The sequence below is a fragment of the Agriterribacter sp. genome, from assembly GCF_035445465.1.
Classification (GTDB): domain Bacteria; phylum Bacteroidota; class Bacteroidia; order Chitinophagales; family Chitinophagaceae; genus Agriterribacter.
The window spans coordinates 25,617-46,072 of record NZ_DAOMQT010000010.1 but is presented as its reverse complement, the minus strand read 5'-3'; the positions used below and the strand labels follow the sequence as shown (position 1 = coordinate 46,072).

Annotated in this window: 20 protein-coding genes and 1 tRNA gene; 12 read left to right on the top strand and 9 right to left on the bottom strand. The window is 43.9% G+C overall.

All coding sequences use genetic code 11. The features are described 5' to 3' along the window. Positions 1 to 109: 109 nt before the first annotated feature. From PLE34_RS07585 to PLE34_RS07550, 8 genes are all read left to right on the top strand, one after another. The gene (locus tag PLE34_RS07585; RefSeq protein WP_324555531.1) at positions 110 to 454 is read left to right on the top strand and encodes a hypothetical protein; all 345 of its coding nucleotides are present in this window, start codon (positions 110 to 112) and stop codon (positions 452 to 454) included. A gap of 594 nt (positions 455 to 1,048) precedes the next feature. Beyond that, positions 1,049 to 1,624, top strand: coding sequence for an RNA polymerase sigma factor (locus PLE34_RS07580; RefSeq protein ID WP_324555529.1), 576 nt, complete (start codon positions 1,049 to 1,051; stop codon positions 1,622 to 1,624). After that, positions 1,612 to 2,859, top strand: coding sequence for an outer membrane beta-barrel protein (locus tag PLE34_RS07575; protein WP_324555527.1), 1,248 nt, complete (start codon positions 1,612 to 1,614; stop codon positions 2,857 to 2,859). Before PLE34_RS07580 ends, PLE34_RS07575 begins: the two co-directional genes overlap by 13 nt. A gap of 46 nt (positions 2,860 to 2,905) precedes the next feature. Continuing rightward, positions 2,906 to 3,292 (top strand): OB-fold protein, encoded by a 387-nt coding sequence (locus PLE34_RS07570; RefSeq protein WP_502875864.1) that lies wholly within the window; start codon positions 2,906 to 2,908, stop codon positions 3,290 to 3,292. Positions 3,293 to 3,304: 12 nt separating this feature from the next. Then, positions 3,305 to 3,673 (top strand): c-type cytochrome, encoded by a 369-nt coding sequence (locus tag PLE34_RS07565; protein ID WP_324555525.1) that lies wholly within the window; start codon positions 3,305 to 3,307, stop codon positions 3,671 to 3,673. A gap of 298 nt (positions 3,674 to 3,971) precedes the next feature. Beyond that, positions 3,972 to 4,517 carry a YceI family protein gene (locus PLE34_RS07560; protein ID WP_324555524.1) on the top strand — a complete coding sequence of 182 codons (546 nt, stop codon included), beginning with the start codon at positions 3,972 to 3,974 and terminating at the stop codon, positions 4,515 to 4,517. Between the two features lie 113 nt (positions 4,518 to 4,630). Beyond that, positions 4,631 to 5,527 (top strand): DUF5777 family beta-barrel protein, encoded by an 897-nt coding sequence (locus tag PLE34_RS07555; RefSeq protein ID WP_324555522.1) that lies wholly within the window; start codon positions 4,631 to 4,633, stop codon positions 5,525 to 5,527. 23 nt (positions 5,528 to 5,550) lie between these two features. After that, on the top strand, positions 5,551 to 5,982 hold the full coding sequence (locus PLE34_RS07550) for a QcrA and Rieske domain-containing protein (RefSeq protein ID WP_324555520.1): 432 nt from the start codon (positions 5,551 to 5,553) through the stop codon (positions 5,980 to 5,982). A gap of 85 nt (positions 5,983 to 6,067) precedes the next feature. On the opposite strand, the gene PLE34_RS07545 is transcribed toward PLE34_RS07550, so the two are convergent. The 5 genes from PLE34_RS07545 to PLE34_RS07525 form a co-directional block, all read right to left on the bottom strand. Next, positions 6,068 to 7,576 carry an alpha-L-fucosidase gene (locus PLE34_RS07545; RefSeq protein ID WP_324555518.1) on the bottom strand — a complete coding sequence of 503 codons (1,509 nt, stop codon included), beginning with the start codon at positions 7,574 to 7,576 and terminating at the stop codon, positions 6,068 to 6,070. Between the two features lie 43 nt (positions 7,577 to 7,619). Further along, a complete protein-coding gene (locus tag PLE34_RS07540; RefSeq protein ID WP_324555517.1) occupies positions 7,620 to 9,155 on the bottom strand; it encodes a sulfatase family protein in 1,536 nt (511 codons plus the stop codon). 2 nt (positions 9,156 to 9,157) lie between these two features. After that, complete coding sequence (locus PLE34_RS07535; RefSeq protein ID WP_324555515.1) at positions 9,158 to 10,558, bottom strand: arylsulfatase; 1,401 nt, start codon at positions 10,556 to 10,558, stop codon at positions 9,158 to 9,160. Between the two features lie 212 nt (positions 10,559 to 10,770). Further along, positions 10,771 to 11,544, bottom strand: coding sequence for an exodeoxyribonuclease III (gene xth, locus PLE34_RS07530; protein WP_324555513.1), 774 nt, complete (start codon positions 11,542 to 11,544; stop codon positions 10,771 to 10,773). Positions 11,545 to 11,765: 221 nt separating this feature from the next. Further along, the gene (locus tag PLE34_RS07525; protein WP_324555511.1) at positions 11,766 to 11,966 is read right to left on the bottom strand and encodes a four helix bundle suffix domain-containing protein; all 201 of its coding nucleotides are present in this window, start codon (positions 11,964 to 11,966) and stop codon (positions 11,766 to 11,768) included. Positions 11,967 to 12,561: 595 nt separating this feature from the next. Between PLE34_RS07525 and PLE34_RS07520 the strand changes: the two genes are divergently transcribed. The 4 genes from PLE34_RS07520 (at position 12,562) to PLE34_RS21845 (ending at position 15,786) form a co-directional block, all read left to right on the top strand. Continuing rightward, the gene (locus tag PLE34_RS07520) at positions 12,562 to 13,758 is read left to right on the top strand and encodes an RHS repeat domain-containing protein (RefSeq protein ID WP_324555509.1); all 1,197 of its coding nucleotides are present in this window, start codon (positions 12,562 to 12,564) and stop codon (positions 13,756 to 13,758) included. Positions 13,759 to 13,763: 5 nt separating this feature from the next. Then, the gene (locus tag PLE34_RS07515) at positions 13,764 to 14,516 is read left to right on the top strand and encodes a hypothetical protein (protein ID WP_324555507.1); all 753 of its coding nucleotides are present in this window, start codon (positions 13,764 to 13,766) and stop codon (positions 14,514 to 14,516) included. Between the two features lie 398 nt (positions 14,517 to 14,914). Next, entirely contained in the window at positions 14,915 to 15,502 is a 588-nt protein-coding gene (locus PLE34_RS07510) for a tail fiber domain-containing protein (protein ID WP_324555505.1), read from the top strand. Between the two features lie 179 nt (positions 15,503 to 15,681). After that, positions 15,682 to 15,786 carry a hypothetical protein gene (locus PLE34_RS21845; RefSeq protein WP_502875863.1) on the top strand — a complete coding sequence of 35 codons (105 nt, stop codon included), beginning with the start codon at positions 15,682 to 15,684 and terminating at the stop codon, positions 15,784 to 15,786. Between the two features lie 110 nt (positions 15,787 to 15,896). Here PLE34_RS21845 and PLE34_RS07505 read toward each other — a convergent pair. The 4 genes from PLE34_RS07505 to PLE34_RS07490 form a co-directional block, all read right to left on the bottom strand. After that, a tRNA-Ser gene (locus tag PLE34_RS07505) sits at positions 15,897 to 15,983 on the bottom strand. A gap of 39 nt (positions 15,984 to 16,022) precedes the next feature. Continuing rightward, positions 16,023 to 17,969: a cytochrome b N-terminal domain-containing protein gene (locus tag PLE34_RS07500; protein ID WP_324555503.1), complete on the bottom strand. Its 1,947-nt coding sequence runs from the start codon at positions 17,967 to 17,969 to the stop codon at positions 16,023 to 16,025. Then, positions 17,962 to 18,708, bottom strand: coding sequence for an SCO family protein (locus PLE34_RS07495; protein ID WP_324555501.1), 747 nt, complete (start codon positions 18,706 to 18,708; stop codon positions 17,962 to 17,964). Before PLE34_RS07495 ends, PLE34_RS07500 begins: the two co-directional genes overlap by 8 nt. A 78-nt stretch (positions 18,709 to 18,786) precedes the next feature. Continuing rightward, positions 18,787 to 20,454, bottom strand: a complete 1,668-nt coding sequence (locus PLE34_RS07490; protein ID WP_324555499.1) for a cbb3-type cytochrome c oxidase subunit I — start codon at positions 20,452 to 20,454, stop codon at positions 18,787 to 18,789. Positions 20,455 to 20,456 lie beyond the last annotated feature (2 nt).

Genomic DNA, 20,456 nt, shown 5'->3' with positions numbered 1-20,456 from the left:
AAAAAAAATATACTTATGTAATCCGACATCATATTTGTACCCTGGTTTTAAAAATTAATAGATAACGGGCAGGTTCATTGTGGAATTTTTTCCTCACCTTTTTTTGCATATGATGGTTTGCTTAGGCGCTTCTCTTATTATGATGGTATCGGCGTTTGGTTTTGCTAACGTATTAAGGCATGAAAAAGTGATGCTTGATCAAAGGCAGCTTCAGTTCGCCACAATATATACTGTAAACATGGCGGAAATAATGAGTAGCTTACTTTTTAACAGCCATGTTGCAGGGGTACAAAATAAAATGAACAGCACAAAAAATGAAACCAGCGTTCATATTGTCTTTAATAAAATGGATGAAGCGGAATTTGCCGGTATAATCAGGGAGTTGAAGTCTCATGCGGCGGTGAAGGAAATTTCCTGGGGTGATAACAATCAAAATGAAAGCAGCAGAAAATGAAAAATAATTTCCGGTTAGTATCAGAGGAATGGAATTCACTTTCGTTCATCTTCTGCCGCAATTCAGGTTTTGTCAGAGATATTGGATATAAATTTTCTCTCAGGTGTTGGATCAGGGATTAGGAATCTTAAAACAGGATCTGGATTTGTTGCACAAAGGAACGTGAATAAGATGTGTAAAAAAATAGTGTATTATATGATTGTGGTGTAAAATTTTTTTATAAGCGACTGTAGTTTCATTACTACGATACCGGAAAATTACTAAGGAGCAGAAATAGCAACCTGGTACGCGGAGGGTAAAAACGACAGATGCTGAAAAATAAAAGCCGCTGCCACACTCCGTTTCATTAAAATATTAGCTTGCATAATGTACCTGCCTGCACAGGAAAAGTACGTATGGTGCGATTTGAGACGGAGGGTAAACCGAATTGATAGTTTCAGAAAAGAAGATATTGATGAGCAGGAATCTGATGGCTCGGGCAATGCATTTGAAACCAAATAGTATAGGTTACTCCCGGCTTTATAAAAAACAGGGTTGCTGCGCAACCATTAGCGGGCAAACTCCGTAATTATCATTAATAAAGTTTACCGCGGTTTGGAACAATTGTTATATCTGGTAAGAGGCTGTACTGCCAATGATGCGAAATGTCAGAAGGTTTTTTACGAAAAATACCTGGGTTTTGCACTGAAAACAGTATACCGTTACCTGAGCAGCTATGAGGCAGCAGCCGAGGTTACCAATGATGCTTTTGTGAAAATATTCAGGGCGTTTGGCAAATTCGAATATGCGCATGCCGCTAACGTAGAAAGTTTGCTCATGGCCTGGATGCGCAGGATAGTGATCAATACAGCCATAGATTATATACGTGTAAACCAGGCGCAAAGGAAGTACCAGCCCATTAGCGAAGAGGTATGGAATGGTCATGAGGCTGAAGTGCGGTCGGATGAGCAATTGCTGTACAAAGAGATCATTGAGCTGATAAGAAAGCTGAGCCCCTCGTACAGGGCAGTGTTCAACCTTTATGTTATTGACGGGTATTCGCACCAGGAAATTGGTAAGATGCTGGGCATTTCCGTAGGTACGTCAAAGTCGAACCTTGCCAGGGCCAGGGCTTTCCTCCAAAAATACCTTGTAAAAGATAATAAGGATAATGTGTTATGTTTTACCTGAAGAACGACGATATGGAAACGCTTTTCCGTAAAGCCGCGGAAGGCTATGAGGTGGATACCCAAAATGCATCCGACTGGGAAAGTGTGCACGCTGCTTTACATGGCAAAGCTAATGTACCGGAAACGGGTAAAAAGAAGAAAAAGCGACGCTTTATCTTCTGGTGGCTCCTGTTGTTCCCTGCCGGATGGATGGCGCATAATACCTGGGACAAAAATTTCAATAACCGTTCTATAAGCAATATAGCACCGGTTACTTACCGGCAGCAGCCCGGCCACGCTATTCCTGTTGAGGGTGCCGTTCCGGATGAAACAATTGTTTTTGCAGACGCGCAGAAAAAGAAGGGTATAGCAACTCATAAAGCTGCCGGAAAGGAAACGGGTACTATGAAAACCCAACAGCATATAACCGGTTTCAGGGATAAATTGGGAAATATGCAGGACAAAGCAGGAGAGTCATTAGGGGGTTTGTTGTATGCGCCTGCTTTGCTCCTGCAAAAAGCAGGGATCAGGGACAGGGTATTGCCGGCACTAACGGAAGAAAGATATATTATGCACAATGCTGCTACCCGGGAAAATGGCCATAAAACCCGGCCGGAATCAGCAGCAGGGGAGGAGGTAAAACCAGTGCTGCCATCGGTAAAAAACCGCTATTTCTATATACAGGCATTGGTTTCACCTGATATAAGTACGGTTAAGTTTCAAAAAACATCGGGAGTAGGGTACAGTGGCGGTTTATTATTCGGGTACCGGATCAGCAACCGGTGGCAGGTGGAAGCCGGCGCTTTATGGGAAAAAAAGCAGTATTATACCAAAGGCGAATATTTTGATAAGTCGAAACTGGGGCAATACTGGAACAATGCTGAAATTTATTCGGTTAACGGTAACTGTGGTATGATAACCCTGCCGGTGAATGTTCGCTATAATTTCAGCAGTGGCAAAAAGGCCAACTGGTTTCTCACGGGTGGCATGTCTTCATATTTAATGAACAGGGAATATTATAATTACACTTATGCATATTATGGCAACGTTCATACAAAGGGGTATACCTACAGGGAAAATTCCCGGGTCTGGCTGGCGGCAGTGAACCTGGGGGCGGGATATGAAAGAAAGATAGGAAAGTCGTTCCAGTTGCGTGCAGAACCTTATTTCAGGGTGCCTGTTTCGGGTATGGGTAAGGGTAATCTTTCACTAAACAGTGCAGGTATATTTTTAGGTATCGGGAAAAGATTCCATTAATCATAATAACAGCATAGCAGGAATGCGAAAAAAAATAATAATTTTTTTGGCAGTGGCCCTTGTATGTCTTGCCGTGGCCTGGTACTGGTATAATAAGCCACGGGAAGATATATCCGGTAAAAACACGCAACTGTTCATCAGTGCTGCGCTGTTGTATGAAGGGTACCATAGCGATGAGACAGCGGCGGATGAAAGGTTTTTAAATAAAGTAATTGAAGTTAAAGGAAGGGTGGATGATATTATTCTCAATGGTAATGACGCGGTATTAATGCTCGGTATGCAACCGGGAGGAGGTGGTATAAGCTGTTTTTTTTCACCGGCATCATCGTTAGAAATGAACCATATAAAAGAGGGGATGGAAGTGGTGGTGAAAGGAAAATGTACAGGCTTTAACATGGATGTTAACCTCACCGATTGTATCATCATTCTATAAAAATTGAAACGTATGATCCGTAGTCTTCTCTATATATGGGCGCTGATTTTTTTTATTTCGGCTTTGGGAAGCTGCTCCAAAGCATCGGAAGATGTGCTGATGCCGCAGCAGTGCGATACCGTTGGCATGAAATACAGCAGGGATATTTTACCCATTATTGCTGCCAACTGTTATTCCTGCCATGCCAATGGTATCGTTAACGGCGATGTTAGCTTAGATGGCTATGCTAACCTGAAAATACAGGCCGGTAATGGTAATCTTATAGGTGTTATTACGCATGCTAACGGTTATCCTCCAATGCCGGATAACGGAGGAAAGCTTTCTGATTGTGAGATCAATAAAATAAAAGCGTGGATAGCGGGAGGAGCGGGGCAGGAGTGAGGTATGAGATATCAGCTATCAGTGAGTAACTACTAATGATGGGATGAATACTCCTTCTTTGTACTGCTGATTGATTGCAAAGCACCAAAAGGCAAATAACAAAAACCAAATAAAATTCAACTTTAAAATCCGAAGCCGGAAGGCCGAAATCCGAAATTCGGGGAGAAGAGAAAGGTGAGAAGTGAAAGAAGGAATATCTGTTCTGTTGTTAATAGCTACTCTCCCGATAGCTGATCGCTGACGGCTTTACCAGGTGTGAGGTGTCAGGGGAAACGATTCATTTCAAAAAAATCAGTGAATGAAGAAGTTTATACTATATATCGGGTTCTGCGCACTGGTAATTCCGGCTGCATCTGCGCAGGTGTATATTACCAGAACGGGTGTTATTCAATTCTTTTCCAAAACGCCAATGGAAGATATTAAGGCAGAGAATAACCAGGTATATGCGGCTATTGATCTCTCGCAGAAAACGATGGCCTTTTCCATGCTCATGAAAAGTTTTTTGTTCAGGAAGGAACTGATGCAGGAACACTTTAATGAGAACTATGTAGAGAGCGACAGGTATCCCAAATCCCTTTTTAAGGGAACGTTTACCGGTGATGTTGATTTGCAAAAGCCGCAGATATACAACATCCGGGTACAGGGCGTAATTACATTGCATGGTGTGGAAAAGTCTATTAGTACACCGGCCACACTGGAGGTTACTGCGGATGGGCTAACGGGAACGGCGCGGTTTAATCTTTTACCGCAGGATTTTGATATTACCATTCCCGGTATTGTAAGAGACAAGATCGCCAGGCAAATTGATGTGCAGGTAAAAATTAGCTGCAAACCTGTAAACTAAACCATATGAAACGCCCACGTAAAATATTTCACATAAAGGGGAATATATATCAGGGCGTTCCCTGTTTTCCGGCCAGGCAGGCGTCCGGCCATTAAAACATTAAAAATATACGGATGAAATATTATGCATTGTTTTTCTTTTTATGTACCTGCTTTGGTAAGATAGCAATATCCCAGGATTCCAGCCTGCTGCATATGCTGGAAGATTCCATGATGACGGATAAACAGGGGGGGCGTGTTACAGCAACATTTAAGGGCACGCACATCATTAACACGCAATCTGTGGAAACCCCGGCAAAGGGTGTGCTGCTGTTTATGATCATGCACCGTTTTGGAAAAATAAATGAAGGGGCGTATGAGTTTTTTGGATTAGACAATGCCACAATGCGCATGGGGTTCGACTACGGCCTTACCGATGAGCTAACGGCTGGCATTGGACGAAGTACCTTTCAGAAAACATACGACGGGTATCTGAAAGGTAAGCTCTTGCGGCAATCAGAAGGTGCCGGGAAACGCATCCCGGTTTCTGTAACGGCGCTGGCAGGCATAGCCTATACATCGTTAAGATACAGCGACAAGCCTTATCTCAATGCAAAGTACCGTACCAGCTACACCGTACAATTGCTGGTAGCGCGAAAGCTCAGCCGCAATTTGTCGCTGCAGTTATCGCCTGCCTGGCTGCATTATAACCTGGTGCCTGCGGCAGTGGATAAAAATGATGTGTTTGCATTGGGCATGGGCGGAAGAATGAAGATCACGAAGCGCTCGAGTATAAATGTGGAATATAATTATCTGCCCGGCAACCAGGTCAATTCATTCAAAGTATACAATTCATTTTCCGCCGGATTTGATATTGAAACCGGGGGGCATGTTTTCCAGGTGCACGTAACCAACTCACAGGGCATGGTGGAGCCGCTGTTCCTCGGGCGTACTACGGGAAGCTGGGGTAAGGGGGATATTTATTTCGGATTCAATATTTCACGCTCTTTCAATTTAAGCAGGAAACATTAATATTTCATTATAAAAAGAAACATATGGATCGCAGGAATTTTATTAACGACATTGGCCAGGTAACCGTTGCCGTATGCGCGGGAAGTTTATTAGCAGCCTGTTCCAAGTCTTCCGATAATAATGCTACGCCCGGTCCTGGCGGCGGCGGAGGTGGAAACGCTTTGCTCACCGCTAATCTTACCTCGGAGCTTACTGCTGTAGGCAGCTCAAAAACCAGTGGTACTGTTATTGTTATCAGAACGGCAGCCGGCAACGTGGCTGCATCTTTTGTGGCGCTAAGCCTGGTTTGCACGCATGAGCAATGCACGGTAGATTATGTAGGCTCCAACGGATTTAAATGCCCCTGCCATGGCAGTGAATACAATGTAAGCGGAACCGTAACCATGGGCCCCGCGCCATCTTCTTTAAAAAAATACACGGTAACGGTTAATAGCAATACGCTCACGGTTAGTTAGGGTACAGGTCGTAAATTACAGTGTCTTATCCCTGAAACCTGAAACCTGTAACTTGCAACCTGCAACCTGAGACTGCCCTTCGGGGTTATGGTGCCGCTTGTTTATACAATCCAAATTCAGAGAGCGTAGGGTTTAATCTCGATGACAGGATACGCAGCCGCACTTTGCTTGCCGTTACCGGGTCAAACCGGATCAGTCGTTTATACCCCACCGTTGTACCTGTGGTAATGGTTTTCCATTCCTTGCCCTCCTGGTATTCCAGCACGAACTTTTCAATACGTTGGCCAATGGTAATATTTTCCTGCAGGAGCAGCACGTCAAAGGTTTTGCTTCCTTTAAGGTTCAGCTCAATTACGGCAGTGGTATCCTTTTTCCTTGTAGTCCAGTAGGTATCATAATCCTGGTCAAGGATATGTTTCCCGCTTTTGCCGATGTTGGTACCTGCGCCATTGGCCAGGTTAACGGCAAAGGTTTCGGAAATCATTTTCTTCCATGCCACCAGGTTAGCCATATCATTTTCGTGTATCACACCTCTTTTATCGGGAGGGATATTCAACAGTAAAACACCGTTCCTTCCTACCGAACTGTAATAGATATCTAAGAGCTTTTCAGGCGTTTTTACTTTGTCGTCTTCCCTGGCATGGTAAAACCAGCCCGGCCGTATAGATACATCTGTTTCGGCAGGATACCATACGAGTCCTTTGGCATTTATTATTTTTTCCCGGCTGCCCAGGTCATTGCCCGTCATATCGCCCTGGGGCTTAAAAACAAGATCGCGCTGTGATCCCGAAGCAATTTCCGTTTGATCTAAATTATCGGCAGGCACTACGCTCCATTCCGTTTCGCGGCCATAGCCACTCTCGGTGCCTACCCATCTTACATCCGGCCCCATAATGGCGATGGTGGCGGCGGGTTGCAGCTTGCGGATCAGTTGATACCATCGCTCAAAATCATATACCTGTTTCTTCCCGTTAGGTCCTTCGCCATTGGCGCCATCGAACCACACTTCGTCTACACGGCCGTAGCGGGTAAGCAATTCCGTAAGCTGCGCAACAAAAAAGTCATTGTAGGCATCTGTTCCGTATACGGAAGCATTCCTGTCCCAGGGTGATACATAAATACCAAAGCCAATGCCATAGGCCCGGCACGCGCCGGCTACTTCTTTTACCACATCTCCTTCACCATTTTTCCAGGGGCTGGCTGCTACAGAGTGATTCGTGGTTGCTGTAGGCCATAAACAAAACCCGTCGTGGTGCTTTGCGGTGATGATCACCTGCTTAATACCGGCGTTCTTGGCGGCGAGCACCCATTGTTTCGCGTCTAATGCCGTGGGATTGAAAAGGACGGGATCTTCGGTTCCATCACCCCATTCCTTATCGGTAAAAGTGTTTATCCCGAAGTGAAAAAAAGCGGTGAGCTCCAGTTGCTGCCAGCGCAGTTGTCGTGGTGCAGGTGTTACATTTGCCGCTTTGGCAATGATATCTTTTTCCGTGTCGCCGGGTTGTATCAGCACATAATTTTCTTTTGCTTCCTGGCCGAAAGCTATATTGCATAATAGGGTACATGCTAAAGCGATCAGTTTGTTCTTATTCATTTTGCTTCGTATAAAGTGATTTTTTGTGTCATTAAGATGGCAATTATTGTTCAGCCTGTTTGCCCTTCAGTATTTGTTTTGCATCCTCATCTTCATATTGTGCTATCAATGTATTGAGCCGGGACTTCAACTCCCGCGTAATTTTTTCATATCCCTTTTTACCATACAGGTTATGCATATCGTGCGGATCTTTTTGCAGGTCGTACAGTTCCCAGCTATCCACTCTTTTATAAAAACGGATGAGCTTATATTGTTTTGTTTGTACGCCAAAATGAGGCGATACGGCATGTTCGCCGTTTTCATAATAGTGATAATACATCGCCTCCCGGCCTTTTACTTTGTTACCGGTCAGCAAAGGCAGTATGGATTTCCCCTGCATGTCTCCGGGTATAGCCACACCGGCGGCGTCTAAGCAGGTAGACGGAATATCAAGGTTCATTACATATTCGTTCAGCTTTGTACCCGGCTTAATTACGCCGGGGTAGCGCATCATCATGGGTGTTCTGAACGACTCTTCATACATGAAGCGCTTATCAAACCAGCCATGCTCGCCCATATAAAATCCCTGGTCCGATAAATACATTACGATCGTATTATCTGTTAGCTGATGCTGATCCAGGTAATCCAGCGTACGGCCGATATTCCTGTCTAATGCAGCAGCCGTGCTCAGGTAATCTTTCATATAGCGCTGGTATTTCCATTCTGTTAGCGCCCTGCCCGACAGGTTGCGTGCTTGAAAATCTGCATAAACAGGCTGATAATAGGCATCAAATTTATCGCGTTGGGCGGCATTCATGCGGGTAATGGCGGGTTCTTTATTACCGGCAGGCAGCATTTTCAGATCATAGCCTAATATCATGGTTCTGGCTATGGTCATATCCTGCACTTTTGCCGCGGCCCTGTTATCGTAATCATCATAAAAATTTTCGGGCAAAGGAAAAGTTATAGCATCAAACATCCCCATGTCTGTTGTGTCGGGTAGCCATGTACGGTGGGTTGATTTATGCCCGATCACCAGGCAAAAGGGCTTGCTCGTATCCCGTTCGTTTAACCAGTTTTCGGTTATATCCTCCACAATATTGGCAGCATATCCTTCTATTCTTTTGGTGCTGCCGTCCATCATCAGCACATCCGGATTATAATAGCTGCCCTGCCCGGGAAATATCTGCCAGAAATCAAAACCCTGCGGCTTTGTTCCGAGGTGGTATTTGCCTATCCAGGCGGTTTGATACCCGTTAGCCTGCAGTTGTTTTACGAACAGATCCTGGCCGGCGTTGAAGTTAGAAGTTTCATTGTCTTTAAACCCGTTCTTATGACTGTACTTACCGGTAAGCAACACTGCCCTGCTAGGCCCGCAGATAGAATTGGTAACATAGGCTTTGTTGAACAGCACCCCTTCTTTGGCGATCCGGTCTATATTAGGGGTTTGCATCAGCTTACTTCCATAAGCACTGATGGTTTGGTAAGCGTGGTCATCAGAAAGAATGATGATGATGTTGGGACGGCTCTTATTTTGCTGCGCTGTTATCACCGAACAGATGGTAAAGCTGATCAGTGCGGTTAGTATGAGCTTTTTCATGATCAATTTTTAAGAAAAGGAAAATGTATGTTTTCTGTATGTTCATTTTGCATGATCTGTTGTATGCTTTGCACAATGCGAGGATTTTCCATAGCAACATTTTTTGTTTCACCGCGATCGGAATCGAGGTTGTATAATTCCAGGGGGCTGCCGGGGTCTTTCATAACGTTTAAGCGTACCCCTTTCCATTCGCCCATGCGAACAGCCTGCCTGCCGCCGTCTTCATGAAATTCCCAGTATAAAAACGGGTGCTGTTTTTGTTTGCCTTTGGATGAAAGCGTGGGCAACAGGGAAACGCCATCCGTATGAGGTGGCACAGGTGCGCCGGCTATTGCGGCAAAAGTGGGCATAAAATCCCAAAAGGCTCCTGTAAAACCGGATACTTTGGGCTTTGTAATAACAGCCGGCCAATAAGCGATCACAGGAGTGCGGATGCCGCCTTCATACAGGTCTCTTTTTATTCCCCTGAAACCGCCGCTGCTGTTAAAGAATGCGGGATCGTTACCGCCTTCGCGGTGCGGGCCATTGTCACTTGTAAAAATGATGAGGGTATTTTTTTCAAGCCCCAGCGTTTTTAATTTTTCCACTACCTGTCCCACGTAATGATCCAGCCTGGTTACCATTGCCGCATAAGCCGCATGCGGGTAAGCCTGGGGTTGATAGCCTTTACCATCCCATGATGCGGGTATAACTTGCGGCTGTTCGTTAAATTTTCTTTTATAGTAATCCAGCAGGCTGTCGTTTTGGGGTAATTGCAAAGCGGCATGCGGTAAAGTGTAAGAGAGATACAGGAAGAAAGGTTTTGTTTTATATTCATCAATAAATGCAAGGGCTTCTTTTTGTATAAGGTCTGGCGCATAGTATTGCTGGCTGGCGGGGGTGTTGGCGTAGTCAATCCTGGTGTTATTATTCCATAAGTGACCGGGGAAATAGTTGTGCGACTGGCGCTGGCAGTTGTATCCGAAGAAACGATCGAAGCCCTGTTGATTGGGGGCACCTTCAGAACCCGGGTATCCTAATCCCCATTTGCCGAAATTGCCTGTAACGTATCCTGCGTTTTTCAGCATTTCGGCCATGGTATAGGCTGTGTCGGGTAATGGCAATTGTCCTTCGGGCTGAATTTCATAATTGCCCCGAACAGGGGTATGGCCGGTATGCTGCCCCGTGAGCAGGGAAGAACGGGAAGGAGCGCATACTGATGTGCCTGCATAGAATTGTGTAAAGCGTATTCCGCCGGCAGCCAGTTGATCAATATGAGGCGTTTCAATCAGCCTTTGGCCGTAGCAACCCGGGTCGCCATAGCCCATATCATCGGCCAGGATAAAAACGATATTAGGTTTGGTTTGCGCAAAAGCGGTGAGTGATAAGAAACAATAAAGAAAAAGAACGGCTGCCTTTAGCATTATGTGTTATTTTTTTGAATTTCTGATCACTGCAAGATACAAAACCGTAAAATAAGGTCTGAAAATGACATTGCCGGCTTTAAGAATTTCCGTTAAGTGAGAGAAACGAAGAGCGTGTATATTTTCCATTCCATATTTTCGGAAGCTGCTATACCGGCAATGGCTACACGAATTTTGATTGCCCGGAAAGCAGGATATGCTTTTTCTCTTTTTCAGGAGACCAGTTCAATCCATACCGGGGCGTGATCGCTTGTTTTTTCCCAGCCTCTTACATGCCGGTCTACACCCGCGCTAACCAGGCGACTGCTAAGGTTTGGACTAAGGAGGAAATGATCAATACGCAAACCCGCATCACGTTCGTATGCGTTACGGAAATAATCCCAGAACGTATAGATCTTCTCATCCGGATAAAGTGTTCGTATTGCATCCGTCCATCCCTGCGCTGCAAGGGTTTTAAACGCTGCACGAACTTCAGGGCGGAACAGCGCGTCGTCTACCCAGCGTTCCGGCTTATACACGTCAAGCTCTGCTGGCATTACATTATAATCTCCCGTTAGTACCGTTGGCTTGCCGGATGCGAGGAGTGCGCCAGCATGAAGCGTTAAGCGTTCAAACCAGCGCAGCTTATAATCGAATTTTGGCCCGGGAGCGGGATTACCGTTCGGCAGGTAAAGACAACCCACAACAATGCCGTTGATGACTGCTTCAATATAGCGGCTATGCAGATCTTCCGGGTCGCCCGGCAGTTCACGGCATACCTCGCTGATTTCATAGTTACGCGCCAGGATGGCAACGCCGTTCCAGCTTTTTTGCCCGTGCCAGATGGCGCTATAACCCGCGGCTTGTAGGGCCTGCTCCGGAAATTTTTCTTCCGGTGCTTTTAATTCCTGCAGGCAAACAATATCCGGCGCTGTTTCATCCAGCCAGCGGAGCAATACCGGCAGGCGCCCGTTTACGCCATTTACATTGTAAGTAGCAATTTTCATTTTACATTATTCGTGTGGGATAAAGATAACTGAAAAATAAGTCAATTGTTTGCGCCCTGCTGCTGTTCATTTTCTCCCGGGACTTTGGAGACTCGTATGACTAAAGCTACGATGTGACTGATGTCCCGTAAGTCGCACAAAACATTATTTTTTGTTTCTTTTATCTAATCTTGCTTTGGTCATTCTTTCTCTTAAACCACCATCATTAATAAATGCCTTCTCTAATTAATTCTCGCCTTTGTCATTCTTTCACGTAAGCCGCCCTCTTTAATGAAGGCGGTTTCCAATTGTTTTATTTGCTGACTTAGCAGGTAATTTGCACGGGCAACATTTGTCAGTTTTATTTCTGTTTCTTTTGAGGTTGCGGATGCCATGCTTGCTTCGGCAATGTTCTGCCTGCCACTCCTGGCGGCTTGTACCATTTGGTCTATCGTTCTATCGTATTTCTGAAAAAATCTTTTGGTGAAATAAACCGTGCCAAGTCATGGGTGTTTGAATTTAAGTTGGATGCTGTTTAGGGTGACATACAACGAGCAGGGTTGGCGAAGTGCGGATCGAAGCATTCCGTCCCGACCGGCATACTGAAGTTGAATATTATTTTTCAGTTTAAGATATAATTTTTTGCCGATAGCGTTCCTTTTGCCGGAATAAAAGCTACAACAAAGAACCGGAAGTTGAAAAACGTTATTCGTTTACCTGTATTTTTGCCAACCGGCCTGGTAGCTGGCTTCTTTGTCCTCCCTTAGGTTTTAGCAAAAGGGTTTACAATTTTTCCTTTTTGAATGTCCTCCAAATTTTCGCTGAATGGGTCAAAGTACGTTTTCTTCCAACTGTCTTTTTTAAACTTAAAAGCGTATGCCAAATAATCGCCGTTGCACGGCAGCATAAAGTACTTTTCAGGGTCGGCATAAAACGTAAAATGCAATTCTAAAATATTACAACGCTACAGGCGACCCGGTAACCAACGGTACGGAAGGTAAACGTATTTATGAGCTCACTAACCACTTGGGCAATGTGATGGTAACGATAAGCGACAGGAAAATAGGTATTGATGAGGATAGCGATACGGTGATAGACTATTATACGGCGGAAGTATTAACTTCACAGGACTATTACGCATTTGGGATGTTAATGCCGGGAAGAACATACTCGAATGCAGGTGCAAAATATAAGTATGGGTTTAACGGGAAGGAGAATGATAATGAAGTGAAGGGGGAAGGTAATATTTTAGATTTTGGAGAAAGAATATATGATCCACGTTTGGGAAGGTGGTTCAGTATTGATCAAAAAATGAATAAATATCCAAATTTAAGCCCGTATAATTTTTCTGCTAATAATCCAATTGTAAATGCCGATATTGATGGCAGAGATTATATCTTAAAAATATTTTATGACGAGAATGGCAATGGACAAATCCAAATCATATATAATACGTACACAGTTTCTGATGATAATAAAAATGAGTTCGAAAATGCTATGGGGTTATGGAAGGCCTTAAATGGTACTAAGATTAAGCTTAATGATGAGCTTTTTACAGTGTCTTTCATAACTAATACAATTCAGAAATCTAATTTGGAAGAAGCTATGAAAGCTTCTGCTACTGATGAGTATTCAAATGTTTATGCAGGTAACATAAGCGATAAAGGGTTTGCTGATGATCAGACTATGATCAATGTAAATTATACATTAAAAAGTGATAATTCTGGTGCGGAAATACCTCCTATTGACTTAGGTCCAGTTGCTATGACAGCTGGTTGGAGGAATTACTTTTGGTATAAGAAAATTACGGTAAATAGAATATTAACTAAGGATGTTGCAAAAGTTATAAATCAAAAAGCAAATACTAAAACGGAGACTATTTTAGGCAATAGTCCAAAAATTATTGCTCATGAAATAGGGCACACATTACGTTTGGAGCACAATGAAGACTATACGGATGGGGCCTCAGAATTAGATAAGAATGGAAACTTAATAAGATTATCAAACTTTGATAAGAATGGTGTAATGACTAAAGATGGTAAAAGTGCACCTACAGTCACCGATTTGCTAAATGTATTAATGGAAGGCCTGACTTTTAAAAATGATATTGGTGGGAGACGTAAACTCGAAATAAGCGATGAAACACGAAAAAGAATATTCCCTAGTTGGGATGGTAAATCAACTTCTCCAAAGCCAAATATGAAAGAAGTAAAGATTACTCGTGCAAATAATTAAACTATATGATAAAATCGATTTATATATTTTGTTTATTACTGCCTTTGTTAGGATTTAATCAGACATATAAAAAAATAGACAGATACTTTCTATTAGAAATTCAAACCCCACAGGGTAACCAAATTGATTTTCTTAGATTAGCCTTAGTTCCTCTAAAACCCAATACAGATAAAAGCGTATTTATCAAGAAATTGAGAAAAATGAAACATTTAAATCTTAACAGGTTTAGTGACTATTCTAAGATTTATAATTTTTTGCCGGTTTATCATGATTCGTATTTACGATACTCAAAAGATACATCTGATTATGATAGCTACTTTTTTAAAGATACTTCAAGAGTAGCAAACTTTTTGCAACAATATTTAGCTCATCTCTCGAATGGCACGGTTGATAATTTTACTAATGAAACCGTTATTTTAAGGATCGACAATATTTTAGTAAAACTATTTGAAGTCAAAGGGAACATTTGGGTTGTAAATTTTGATACTGGAGTTAATCTCCTATCTGCAAATAGGAAAATAAGAGATAACTACATTGCCAGTAATAGTGAGTTGCTGGGGTCAGATACAATGAGGAAAAATGAAAAATTTATTTTGAATGATGTTTTTTTGCCTTGTAAAAAGGGCTTTGTACTAACTGGTGGGGAGTTTTCAATCGAGAATATTAATTATATCGAAAAGCAAAAGAATAGTCTACGAATTGATACTTGCACTTTATCAAAAAAATCTGTTTTGATAAAGGAGATAAACAACAAATAGATTGAATATGCCTAAGGCCCTGCTATTTTGCTATTAGCGATAGTCTATTGTCAAGGACCCTTTGGTTTCTCTTGCAGTCATTGTTGGTGTTCGTGGGAGGAAAAGGTGAGTTGGAATCACCAACAACAGGAGTTTGAGAAGGTACGGTACTGGCGCAAGTCTGTAGCAGTGTTATTGTGAATAGCCGACCTGATGGTTGAGTGTTACTTGTTTATAATGGGGACGTTGTGTGCATGTTATACTGAATTTGTAAATTGAAATATTCGGCTATTTGCAGAGTCTGCTCATGCTCCGCATTCGCGATGCAGATAACTCTTCGGTATACATAAAATTATATCCATACTAATTCAAATCAAAATTATTAAAAACGTTTCGCAAACACTTTAAACCCGATCAAAATGAAAAAACAAACTTTATCTCTATCATTTTTGTTACTAACGTCAATTGCTTTTGCGCAAATTAATTTAACTCCCGGCTATATAACTATCGGTGGAGTGCCGGCCCAAACCAATTATGGTACAACTGTACAAGGAAGCTTGTATGTAACACACAATACCAATGCTTCCAAATTTTTCCAGTTTGATATATGGAATGGCAGGATAGCCACCACGGCAAACTGGTGTGTTTTTTACAACACGCAAACAAGCACTTTTAACGACCTGGCAGTTGGCGCCGTTTTTAATTACTCCGACAGCCGCGCCAAAACAAATATTACGCCTGTAAAGTATGGCTTGTCAACCCTTAGCAAATTAAAGCCGGTAAACTACCAACTTCTTAAAGACCCCTCTGGCAGGGTTAACCACCAGGAGCTGGGACTGCTTGCACAGGATGTAGAACTGCTGATACCGGAGTTGGTGCGAACTGACAATGAGGGTAAGAAATTATTAAACTACACAGGACTTATACCCGTTCTGATAAAAGCGATACAGGAGCTGCAAACAGAAGTTGCTGAATTAAAAGCTTCGTTCAGCGCCAGGGTTTCATAGCTGGCCACAATGGCTCCTGATGAAAACCCCTGCGCGACTTAAATATTATATTGGTTACTGGTCGCTGAACCCGCAAAAGCGGATCAACTTCATTGCCAGTGTAGCGTACAAATTCTAACGTATATGAGTTATGGATACCAGGTGTATATTAACCCAGTGAACTCTGATCCCGGGGATCCGTGCTGATCAGGTCATCGGATCCAAAGGAAAAACCAGCCATTCGGTTTAATTATCTTTCTACAGATCAGGATCGGAAGGAATGGGTGGAGGTCATCCGCTATTGAAGATCATGATTGAGAATAAAGTTATCACGCATAAAAAAGCCCGCCTATGCTAAGCTTTGGCGGGCAAAGGCGTAGAGAAAGGGATTACTTGCTATGATCCCCGGCGCTTGCGGAGAGACAGGGATTCGAACCCTGGGTACCCTTGCGAGTACAACGGTTTTCGAGACCGTCCCATTCAACCACTCTGGCATCTCTCCTTTAATGAACAGCGCAAATGTATTTATTTCTGTTTAAAATCAGTGTATTCCCGCTACTGTCAGGTTATTGTCTTTAAATACCACAAATGTTCCATCGCCTTTTTTCAATTGCACATTGTTCAGCCGGAATTGTTTTTCCGGGAAAGCTGTTTCCCTTAGCTCAATATCTACATCATCTTCTTCAATGGTTAACTGCGTGTAAATAAAAAGGGCAATATCCTGGCGTACCCCTCTTGGCGTATATTCCTTTTCATAAAGCAGGGACTGATCCTGCGATGAAAATATTTTCAGCGCCACCGGGCTTCTCTTTTTCACCACCGGAGTCAGCGCCTGCATGTGTTTTGCCGCGGAGCTACCCTGTTCATATTCCTGCGGAGTGGAAATATATTTGAAGTTTACGATCAGTGTTTTTTCTTCGGGGTTAAAAAAACGGACTACCGTGCTGCTTAGCGGGATCATGCATGCAAAAAAAACAGTAAGGATCAGCACCGAAAGAACAGGGTGGCTTTTTTCATGATCTGCAATGATCAGCTTATCCTGTTTTTTACCGTTCTCATTCCTTTCGTCAGAAAACGCAAGAAGCTTTTCCTTACTGTATTGGGTTAGTGTAAACAACTTCAGCTTAGACGCGTCATATTTTTTTGAAAACGTGGGAGCCCTTTTCCGCAGGAACCGCTTTATGGTCCATGTTTTTCCCAGGCGGTAATAACAGTCTTCACAGCTCAGGAGCGCAACCTTCCGGCTATTGTTTTCCAGTATCTGCTGCACATCCTTTGGCATTACGCTCCCCGTGCAGGGAACCTTATAATGCACAATATTCAGCTCGGGGGGTAGTTCGGGTTCCGGGAAGTAGCTGCAACTGAAAAGGGTAATATCGGCTTTGTTCTGCGGGTGCAATGCAAGCTCCGGAAACTGCGGATGACTGATGGCGTGTTCGGCGCAGGAACCAATGCAGATACCGCAGCCCACACATTTGTCGGGTGAGAGTATCGCTTTCCTTTCCCCGTTCGTAATAAGCATGTCAATGGCTTCGTAAGGGCAATCATAGGAGCAAAGGTTACAGGCGTCGCATTGATCAAGGTCGATATGAACGGGCGGCCTGTTTTTTCGTTTGAAAATATAAGGTATAATGCACAGCAGCAACCCCGAACCTGTTAAGATGATCCAGTTTTGATTAACGCTGAACAGCTTCATGAGGTAATAGCCGAAATAATAATACCAGTCGAAAGTAGTATGTATCGGCAGGTTGGATGCCTGTGCGGGCGGATCGCTTTTTACAGGAAATAAAAACGATATAATGCTCAAAGCGATAACGGAATAAAGGATCAGTTTTTTGGGAGGGAATATCTTTGGCTTTGATATCCGGAGCACATGTATCCATATAATGATAACCGTTATCAGCGAAAAAGCAATATGCCCGAACAGCGCCACTTTAAAAAAGCCGCCCACGGTGCTCAGGTCATTCAATAAAAAAGCGCCGGCTATAGACGGGTCAAAAATGGGCAGGCCGGAGAACAGCCTGGCGGTAAGGTAGCCCGTAAGCTTGGCTTTCTGATCCCACACCAATATATAACCGGTTACCCCGATGAGGATAACGATGAGGAATGAAATAATGCCGCTGATCCAGGAAACCAATCGTTTAAACTTCGACGTTATTAAAGTGTGCAGCAGGTGCAGCAGTATAAAAATAACCAGCAGGTCCGACGAGTACCGGTGAATGCTTCTCATCCACCCGTTAAAAATATTGGCCGACATGGCTTCTACCGAATCCCAGGCATGACGCGGGTTGATGTTGTAAAAAATAAAAATATAAATACCGGAAATGCAGGCAATAACAAAAAGCAGAATAGCAATGCTCCCCAGGTGATAGAGAGGGTTTAAGCCGGTGGAGTATACCTTTCCAAGCCGGGAAGATATTTTTTGGAATAGCTGGTGTCCGTGGGTACGCTCTTTAATGACATTACAGGTATCGGTTTGTTTATCCATGCTGGTCTTTTGTTACAATAAAGGATCTTATAAAAAGTATGCTTATAAGGCTGATCATCAGCAAACCGGCCGACGTGGATATAATAAACCGCCAGTCTATTGTATAGGTTTTTAAAACGGGGTCGTACCCGAAGCAGCGCAGGTAAAAGCCTTTAATGATGCCCGGCCTTGTTTTTTCGGCCATGGCTTCCATTACGGCAAGCTTTATATCTTTTTTGGAAGGATTTATGCCGTAGATGTATCTTGATATCTTTCCTCCCGGCGTTAGCACAATAAGAACAGAAGGATGGTTGAATTCCTTTGTTGCTGGATCATAGTCATATTGGTAGTCAATGGATGACATGAACTGTTGTATGTTTTCCGCGGATGCGGAAATGGTTTTCCAGTTTATGCCGTCCATCTTCCACCTGTTTTCATAAGCTGCCAGGTTCATTGGTTTGTCGCTGCTGTCGAAAGAAAAACTAACCATTGTAAAATCTTTTCCCAAACTGCCCAGTCCGGTAATTGCCGTTTGAACGCCATTGCTGATTACGCCGCACAGCGAATGGCACCTGGTATACACAGGCGAAATAATAAGCGGCTTTTTACCCAGCAGGGTAAACAGTTCGAAGCTATTGCCGGCAGCATCGAACACCTCAATATTCACCGCTTTTTGCGCGAGGAATTTTTTTTCATTGGGGAAATTGAACCCGCTTAATAAAAGCCATACCGGTAATATCCATAAATGCGCGTATTTCATATCAGCCAGGTTAATAATACCGGGGCCCGGCCCCGGTATGAATTTCTAAACATCAGGGTTTTTCTTCGGGTATTGCATTTAGTTCACGTTCCATGTTGCGGCAAGCCATTTCCAGTTCAGGAAAAAGAGCGCCAGGAAAACCAGTAAAAATATAATGGTAAGCACAAGTGTGCCGGGTGCTTCAAATCCTTTATGCGCTTTGGCTTGCGGCGCCAGGGGCGAAATGGCGAGCTGCATATCCTCCGGCCCGTTTACCTTCGGCCCAAAGAAAACGGAGATCACCACGATCAGTATCCATACCAGGGTAGACAGGAATGCCAGCGTGCCGCCCAGCATCATCAGCGCCCAGAAAAAATCTACCGCCGGGTTAAAATTGTAGGTAAAAGGTCCCCCCGAGAAAGTGGAATCCCAGTGCCGCCGCGGAACACCCATTTGCCCGAGCACGATCATGGATATAGACAGCAGGGCTATTCCCACAAAAAACATCCAGGGTTGCCATTTGGCCCATCCGAAGCCAACGATCTTTCTGCGGAAGATCAGCGGAATCAAATAATAGGTAATGCCCATAAAGGTGAGGGTGGTGCCTATTACCACGGTTCCTTTAAAATGGCCGGGAATGGCTATTGTATTGTGTACTATAATATTGGTTTGTTCCATCCCAAATATCACTCCTGTGGTGCCGCCAATAAATCCAAAGCCGATTATGGCCAGAATAATGGATGAGAAAGCAGGATTGCCCCAGGGCGCTTTCGACAGCCATTGGAACAAGCCCTTATTGTATCCCCACCTGCGCTGTGCCGATTCAAATGAAGAGGGCACCGCAAAAGCATGTATCATGGAAGCCAGCACAGCCAGGTACATGGCATAGCTGGTATTCCATACTTTCCATGCGCTGCTTACGCCGGGGTCGGTTAGCAGGTGATGGGCAGATGCCAGGCAAATGAAAAGGATATAAAGCACAAAGGCTGTTCGCGATACCCTTTCATTAATAGAAGTGCCGCCAACAGCTAAAAAAGATACCATGTACCAGATGGATACCATTGCCGCCACATTTATTTGCTGTGAGGAATGCCCCAGTCCCCACCAGATGAGCTTGTACATTGCCGGGTCAATATTGCTTATCAGCCCCAGCGACCATAAAAAAGTAGGGATATAGATAAGCGCCCCGGAGGCTAATGTAATAACCGCAATAATAGCTGCCGTTGTTAAACCGTAGGTAAAAAGCGGCATGGTATCGCCGTATGCTTTTTCCCTCCTGGCGATCATAAGGTTGCCAAAGAATAATATAACGGCCAGCAATGCGCCTACCGCAAAAAGTATAATACCTAAGTAATACAGGGGGTGCGCTTTGAGCGGGGTATAGGAAGTGAGCATTACATCCGCTTTCCCCATCAAAATAATGATGTTGGACAGCACCAGCCCTGCCACCATCAGCGCAAAAGCTATCCAGCCCAGCCGGGGAGCGCAAAACCGGGTATTGAGCACTACGGTTGAGCCAAAATATAAGCCGGCGATCTCAAAAAAAATGATCCAGAAAATAAGCGCGTTCAGTCCGTGAAAGGTTACCAGCCGGTAATACCATTCGGCGCCCAGCAGGTGCACCGGCTGGTACCGGGTAAAAACCAGCAATATGGCGGCGGTTACGGCGAGCAATAAGGAAATAACCGCGAATACCGCGTTGTAACGGATGAGCTTTTCCGATTGCAGGTCTACTTTAAACCCTGTTATATCGCAAGTACGAAACATGG

Coding starts and splice junctions, on each gene's coding strand:
- PLE34_RS07585 (WP_324555531.1), top strand. CDS start 110: ATGATGGTTTGCTTAGGCGCTTCTCTTATTATGATGGTATCGGCGTTT.
- PLE34_RS07575 (WP_324555527.1), top strand. CDS start 1,612: ATGTTTTACCTGAAGAACGACGATATGGAAACGCTTTTCCGTAAAGCC.
- PLE34_RS07565 (WP_324555525.1), top strand. CDS start 3,305: ATGATCCGTAGTCTTCTCTATATATGGGCGCTGATTTTTTTTATTTCG.
- PLE34_RS07560 (WP_324555524.1), top strand. CDS start 3,972: ATGAAGAAGTTTATACTATATATCGGGTTCTGCGCACTGGTAATTCCG.
- PLE34_RS07555 (WP_324555522.1), top strand. CDS start 4,631: ATGAAATATTATGCATTGTTTTTCTTTTTATGTACCTGCTTTGGTAAG.
- PLE34_RS07550 (WP_324555520.1), top strand. CDS start 5,551: ATGGATCGCAGGAATTTTATTAACGACATTGGCCAGGTAACCGTTGCC.
- PLE34_RS07545 (WP_324555518.1), bottom strand. CDS start 7,576: ATGAATAAGAACAAACTGATCGCTTTAGCATGTACCCTATTATGCAAT.
- PLE34_RS07540 (WP_324555517.1), bottom strand. CDS start 9,155: ATGAAAAAGCTCATACTAACCGCACTGATCAGCTTTACCATCTGTTCG.
- PLE34_RS07535 (WP_324555515.1), bottom strand. CDS start 10,558: ATGCTAAAGGCAGCCGTTCTTTTTCTTTATTGTTTCTTATCACTCACC.
- xth (WP_324555513.1), bottom strand. CDS start 11,544: ATGAAAATTGCTACTTACAATGTAAATGGCGTAAACGGGCGCCTGCCG.
- PLE34_RS07525 (WP_324555511.1), bottom strand. CDS start 11,966: ATGGTACAAGCCGCCAGGAGTGGCAGGCAGAACATTGCCGAAGCAAGC.
- PLE34_RS07520 (WP_324555509.1), top strand. CDS start 12,562: ATGGTAACGATAAGCGACAGGAAAATAGGTATTGATGAGGATAGCGAT.
- PLE34_RS07515 (WP_324555507.1), top strand. CDS start 13,764: ATGATAAAATCGATTTATATATTTTGTTTATTACTGCCTTTGTTAGGA.
- PLE34_RS07510 (WP_324555505.1), top strand. CDS start 14,915: ATGAAAAAACAAACTTTATCTCTATCATTTTTGTTACTAACGTCAATT.
- PLE34_RS07500 (WP_324555503.1), bottom strand. CDS start 17,969: ATGGATAAACAAACCGATACCTGTAATGTCATTAAAGAGCGTACCCAC.
- PLE34_RS07495 (WP_324555501.1), bottom strand. CDS start 18,708: ATGAAATACGCGCATTTATGGATATTACCGGTATGGCTTTTATTAAGC.
- PLE34_RS07490 (WP_324555499.1), bottom strand. CDS start 20,454: ATGTTTCGTACTTGCGATATAACAGGGTTTAAAGTAGACCTGCAATCG.